Raw genomic sequence first — 5,084 nt, forward strand, 5'->3', positions numbered from 1 at the left:
CCGCAGCACCCCGGCGTCGAGGGTGGCCATCAGCCCGCCGCCGGCGCGAACGCCGCCCCGCCGGCGGTGACCGCTTCGGTGACCGCGGCGTCGAAGCGCAGGTCGAAGCCGTCGGAGGCCCTGATCTTCTTCGGCAGCTCGCCGACGGCGTCGATCGCGTCGATGGTGGTCTGCTGCCGGGCGACCAGCTGCTGGTCCAGGTGCGGGAAGGTGTAGGTGCCCAGCGATTCGACGATCCGCTCGGCGTCGTCGGCACTGACCTTCTGACTGTCGACGTAGTACTTGGTCGCCCACTCCTCGCGGTGGGTGTTGGTCCAGTGCCAGGCCCGGACGAACGCGCCGACGAGGGCGCGGGTGGCGGCGGCCTTGGCCGGGTCCTGGACGACGGCGCGGCGCGCGTAGAGGTAGGCCAGGCCGCTGTAGATCCCGGTCGTCTCCGAATCGGGGATCACCGAGGCGCCCTGGGTGCGCAGCAGCCGGGTGACGTTGGGCTCGATCAGCGGCGCCACGTCGACCTGACCGGTGCGCACGGCATCGAGGAACTCCGCGAGCTGCAGCCGGACCAGTTGCACGTCGGTGGGCTTCAGCCCCGCCTTGGTGAGCGCCTTGAGCACGGCCGCCTGCTGCGCGGTGCCCTCGGCATAGGCGATCTTCTTGCCCTTCAGGTCGGCGAGCTTGCTGATCGAACGGCCCGGCGCGACAGCCAGTTTCAACGCCTGCGGGTTGGTCTGATACGAACCGACGATCGGCACGTCCTGACCGGCGGCCAGCGCGTGGATCGGCGGCACGTCGCCGACCTGACCCACATCGGCGGCACCGGCCCGGAAGGCCTCGAGAATGGCCGGGCCACCGACGAAGTTGGCGAATTCGATCTTGAACGGCAGCTTGTCCAGCTCACCGGACAGCCGCAGCGCGGATTGCAGCCGCTCCTGCTGGTCGGCCACGACGAGCGTGGTGCCCGCGGGAACCTCGGTCGGCAGGGGCGCGTCCGGGGTGCCGACCGGTGCGTCGCTGCCGTTCGAGCATCCGCTCAGGCCGAGCGTCGCAACGGTGGCCACCGCGACAAGCGCGGCGGTGGCACGGCCTCGCAGGCCGGGCAGGAACGTATTCGGTCGGTGCATAGAGGGATTGAATCAATCCGGGGTTTTCCCGAATAGCATTAGCCTTAGCGTGATTGGAACACCGGTCTACCGGCCGGTCCCCCGGTAAACCGCTGGCACCGGGTGCCACGCTAGAGTTCGGTCGTCATCCCCGGCGGGTGCGGGAATCCGGTGCAACTCCGGAACGGTCGCGCCACTGTGATCGCCTCGCGGCGAAAGTCAGACCTCCCTCGCCGGGCACCCTCTGAAAGGGCCGCGCCTTGCCTCTGGAGATACCGCGATGATCCGTGCCCGGACATCGCTCGCGTTCCCCCTGCTCGGGACGCTGTTGCTGGCCGCCATGATCGGCGCGACCGGCTTCGGCGCCGAGATCGTCCCCGTGTCCGCGGTGCTCGACACCCTGGGCTCCCGCCTGACCGGGACCACACCCACCGATCTCGGCATCGACACCATCGTCTGGCAGCTCCGGGTGCCCCGCACGGTCCTGGCCGCCGTGGTCGGCGCCGGTCTCGCGCTGGCGGGCGCGGCGATGCAGACCCTGGTCCGCAATCCCCTCGCCGATCCCTACCTGCTCGGCGTCTCCTCCGGCGCGGGCGTGGGCGCGGCCGCGGTGATCACCTCGGGCCTGTTCGCGGGCGCGGGCATCTGGGCGCTGTCGGGCGGCGCGCTGGCCGGCGCGTTCGGCGCGGCGACGCTCGTCGTGCTCGTCGCCTTCGCCCAGGGCGGACTGACCCCGCTGCGGCTGGTCCTCACCGGCACCGTGCTCGGCTCGGCCTTCGCCGCGTTCAGCAGCTATCTGGTCTTCCGCAGTACCGATCCCGCCGCCGCGCAGTCGGTGTTGTTCTGGCTGCTCGGGAGCCTGGCCGGGGCGGACTGGACGACACTCGCGCTGCCGCTGGTCGTCGTGCTCCTCGCGGGTGGTGTCCTGCTGTCCATCGCCGGCTGGCTCGACGCGCTCACCCTCGGCGCGACCACCGCGTCCTCGATCGGTGTCCCGGTGAAGGAACTGCGCCTCGGATTGTTCGTGCTGCTGGCGGTTCTCGTCGGTGTGCTGGTGGCGGTGTCGGGCGGGATCGGCTTCGTCGGCCTCGTCGTTCCCCATGCCGCGCGCATGATCGTCGGCCCACGCCACCGCGACCTCCTCCCCGCGTGTGCCCTGTGCGGCGCGCTGTTCCTCGTGATCGCCGATGCCGCGACCCGGGTCCTGGTGCGCCCCACCGAGATCCCCGTCGGCGTCCTCACCGGCTTGATCGGTGCCCCCACCTTCCTGCTCCTGATGGGCCGCAGGCGCTACCGGTTCGGCGCGTCATGACCACGCACGAACACCCCGCTCCCCGTTCGGCGCCGTGCGCCGGCACCGAGCCGGACGAGCAGGGTGCCCCCTCGGCCGATTCCGCCGATGCGCATCGCGACGACAACCGGTCCGACGCACGCACCGCGGCCGACGATCCCGGCGAAGCCCGCGACCACATCCCTCGAACGGTGACCGACGATCTCCTCGGCGACGGGGTGCGCGGCACAGAGCACGGTGGCGCCGACACCCCCGAATCCCCCGCGAGGGTCGACAGCGCGGCCCGCCTCGACCCCGCGCCGCCCGCAGCGGTGCGAGCATTCGAACTGACGTGCGCCGTCGGACGGCGGAACATCGTTGTCGGCGTGGACTTCTCGATCGCGCCCGGCGAGACAATCGGCATCGTCGGCCCCAACGGCAGCGGCAAGACGACGCTGCTGCGAACGCTGGCCGGTATCGGCAAGCCCGCGCGCGGCCGCGTGCTCGTCGAGGGCCGAGTGCTGCACGAGCTGCGACCACGACAGCGGGCGACCGCGGTGGCACTGGTGGCCCAGGACGAGAGCCCGCCCGCCGACATGCTCGTCGGCGAAGTGGTCGCACTGGGCTTGACACCCTACTTGCCGCCGTGGGGTCTCGGCGCGCCGCGCGAGCGGCAGCAGGTGCTGGAAGCACTGGCGGCAGTCGACCTTTCGGGTTTCGCCGACCGCCCGGTGCACCGGTTGTCGGGTGGCGAGCGGCAGCGGGTGCTGCTGGCCAGAGCCCTGCTCCAGGACACCCCGGTCCTGTTGCTGGACGAGCCGACCAACCACCTCGATGTCACCCATCAACTCGAGCTCCTCGGCCTGGTCCGTGGACTGCGCCGCACCGTCGTCGCGGCCCTGCACGATCTGTCGCTGGCCGACCGCTACTGCGATCGGATCATCGTGCTGCACAACGGCATCGCCCGCCCACCGGCACCGCCCGCCGAGGCACTGACCCCCGACGTCGTCGCCGAGGTGTTCGGCGTGGACGCCACCCGGGTCCGGCACCCGGTCACCGGCGAGGACCATCTGTTGATCACCCCGCGAAAGGCGCGCTGATGAAGAACACCGGCCGAATCCTGGCCACCACCGCCCTCGCCGCCGTCCTGGCGGCCTGCACCGGCACCTCGGCGGACACCGCGTCGACCATCACGGTGCGCAACTGCGGCAAGGACACCCGTTTCCCCGCACCCGCCCAACGGCTGTTTGTCAACGACGGCAACCTCGTCTCGATGGTCCTGGCGCTCGGCGCCCAGGACCAGGTGGCCGCCGTGTCGAGCATCCAGCGCGACGCCGACACCCTGCGCAGGCACTACGGTGCGGCCGTCGTCGACGGGCTGACCTCGGTCGCCCCCGAGTACCCGTCGCGCGAAACCGTCCTCGCCCAGCGCCCGGACGTCATGGTCGCCGGCTGGAGCTACGGCTACGACGAGGCGAGCAACCTCACCCCCGCCTCCCTCCAGAAGGACGGGGTGGCGGCCTACGTCCTCACCGAGAGCTGCCGCCAGCAGGACGGCGCTGCCGCACGCGGCACCGTCGAACCCTGGACCGCCCTGCGCACCGATCTCACCGATCTGGGCGCGATCACCGGTCGCACCGACCGCGCGGCCGAGGTCACCGCCGACCTCGATCGCAGGCTCGCCGCTCTCACCGCCGCCCCGAAACCGGCGAAGGCACCGACGGTCTTCCTGTTCGACAGCGGCACCGACACCATCTACTCCAGCGGCACGTTCGGGGCGCCCCAGGCGATCCTCGACGCCGCGGGCGCCCGCAACGTCCTCGACGATGTCGCCGACACCTGGACCAAGGTCTCGTGGGAACGTCTGGCCGCCGCGGACCCGGACGCGATCATGTTCGTCGACTACCCCGGCCAGAGCTACGCACAGAAGGTGGAACTGCTGCGCGGCAAGCCCGGCATCAACGGGCTGCGCGCCGTCCGCGACAGCCGGTTCTTCAACCTGCCGTACGCGCTGTGGACCAGCGGCCCGCTCAATATCGACGCCGCCGAGCAGATCCGCAAGCAGCTCGAAGCGTGGAACCTGGTCCCCGCCTCGACCATCACCCCGCGCGCCGACGACGCGGTGCGCTGACCACCGGCCGGGTGCGGCCGGTCAGTCGACCGTGCCGCGCTCGGCCAGGGCGGCGAGTTTGCGCAGCCCCATCCGCCAGTGCGTCTCGTTGTCGGCCGCTGTCAGCCCCTGGGGCACGTCCTCGTGCAGCACCTCCAGGTCGGTGCCGCCTCCGGCGGCGTCGCTCAGGGAGAACGTGATGGACTGCGCGCCCTCCATATCCGGCCTGCCGGTGACGAACTCCATCACCTCCACCACCCGCTCATCCGGAACCAAGGTCAGGAACCGTCCGTAGTAGGCGTCGTGCTGGAGCTCAGCTATGCCCGACGGGGAGGGTTCGTCGTTGGTCACGGTGATCGAGAAGGAGCCGCCGGCCTCGGGCTCGAACCGGTGTACTTCGCAGCTCATGCCGTCCGGCATCATCCACTGCGTCACCGCGTCCGCCTCGAGCAGCAGTCGATACACAGTCGCGCGAGGCGCGTTGATGTGCGTGCCGATCCTCGTGGTCGCCATAGCTTCCACGGTAGTCCCCGAACCCGGCGCACGGGCCCCAGGACGCGAACGCAAAAAGGCCCTCCAACCGTAGTTGGAGGGCCTTTCGCAA

Annotated in this window: 5 protein-coding genes and 1 riboswitch; of the genes, 3 read left to right on the forward strand and 2 right to left on the reverse strand. The window is 70.9% G+C overall.

Annotated features, from left to right (window positions below; genetic code table 11):
* Nucleotides 1-29: 29 nt before the first annotated feature.
* Nucleotides 30-1,121 (reverse strand): ABC transporter substrate-binding protein, encoded by a 1,092-nt coding sequence (locus V8688_RS31120; protein ID WP_342802301.1) that lies wholly within the window; start codon nucleotides 1,119-1,121, stop codon nucleotides 30-32.
* A gap of 141 nt (nucleotides 1,122-1,262) precedes the next feature.
* A riboswitch (cobalamin riboswitch) is annotated at nucleotides 1,263-1,326 on the forward strand.
* A gap of 54 nt (nucleotides 1,327-1,380) precedes the next feature.
* Between V8688_RS31120 and V8688_RS31125 the strand changes: the two genes are divergently transcribed.
* From V8688_RS31125 to V8688_RS31135, 3 genes are read left to right on the forward strand one after another with little or no spacing between them, the layout of a single operon-like run.
* Nucleotides 1,381-2,412, forward strand: coding sequence for an iron ABC transporter permease (locus V8688_RS31125; protein WP_342802302.1), 1,032 nt, complete (start codon nucleotides 1,381-1,383; stop codon nucleotides 2,410-2,412).
* Complete coding sequence (locus tag V8688_RS31130) at nucleotides 2,409-3,470, forward strand: ABC transporter ATP-binding protein (RefSeq protein ID WP_342802303.1); 1,062 nt, start codon at nucleotides 2,409-2,411, stop codon at nucleotides 3,468-3,470. The genes V8688_RS31125 and V8688_RS31130 overlap by 4 nt, the downstream gene beginning before the upstream one ends.
* On the forward strand, nucleotides 3,470-4,501 hold the full coding sequence (locus V8688_RS31135; RefSeq protein WP_218715838.1) for an ABC transporter substrate-binding protein: 1,032 nt from the start codon (nucleotides 3,470-3,472) through the stop codon (nucleotides 4,499-4,501). The genes V8688_RS31130 and V8688_RS31135 overlap by 1 nt, the downstream gene beginning before the upstream one ends.
* A gap of 21 nt (nucleotides 4,502-4,522) precedes the next feature.
* Here V8688_RS31135 and V8688_RS31140 read toward each other — a convergent pair whose 3' ends face one another.
* On the reverse strand, nucleotides 4,523-4,993 hold the full coding sequence (locus V8688_RS31140; RefSeq protein WP_316574036.1) for an SRPBCC domain-containing protein: 471 nt from the start codon (nucleotides 4,991-4,993) through the stop codon (nucleotides 4,523-4,525).
* Nucleotides 4,994-5,084: the final 91 nt, after the last annotated feature.

Source organism: Nocardia sp. No.11 (assembly GCF_038752175.1).
Taxonomy (GTDB): Bacteria; Actinomycetota; Actinomycetes; order Mycobacteriales; family Mycobacteriaceae; genus Nocardia; species Nocardia canadensis.

Bases quoted from the DNA above. Each gene is read 5' to 3' on its own strand.
- V8688_RS31135 (WP_218715838.1), top strand. From the start codon at position 3,470: ATGAAGAACACCGGCCGAATCCTGGCCACCACCGCCCTCGCCGCCGTC.
- V8688_RS31130 (WP_342802303.1), top strand. From the start codon at position 2,409: ATGACCACGCACGAACACCCCGCTCCCCGTTCGGCGCCGTGCGCCGGC.
- V8688_RS31140 (WP_316574036.1), bottom strand. From the start codon at position 4,993: ATGGCGACCACGAGGATCGGCACGCACATCAACGCGCCTCGCGCGACT.
- V8688_RS31125 (WP_342802302.1), top strand. From the start codon at position 1,381: ATGATCCGTGCCCGGACATCGCTCGCGTTCCCCCTGCTCGGGACGCTG.
- V8688_RS31120 (WP_342802301.1), bottom strand. From the start codon at position 1,121: ATGCACCGACCGAATACGTTCCTGCCCGGCCTGCGAGGCCGTGCCACC.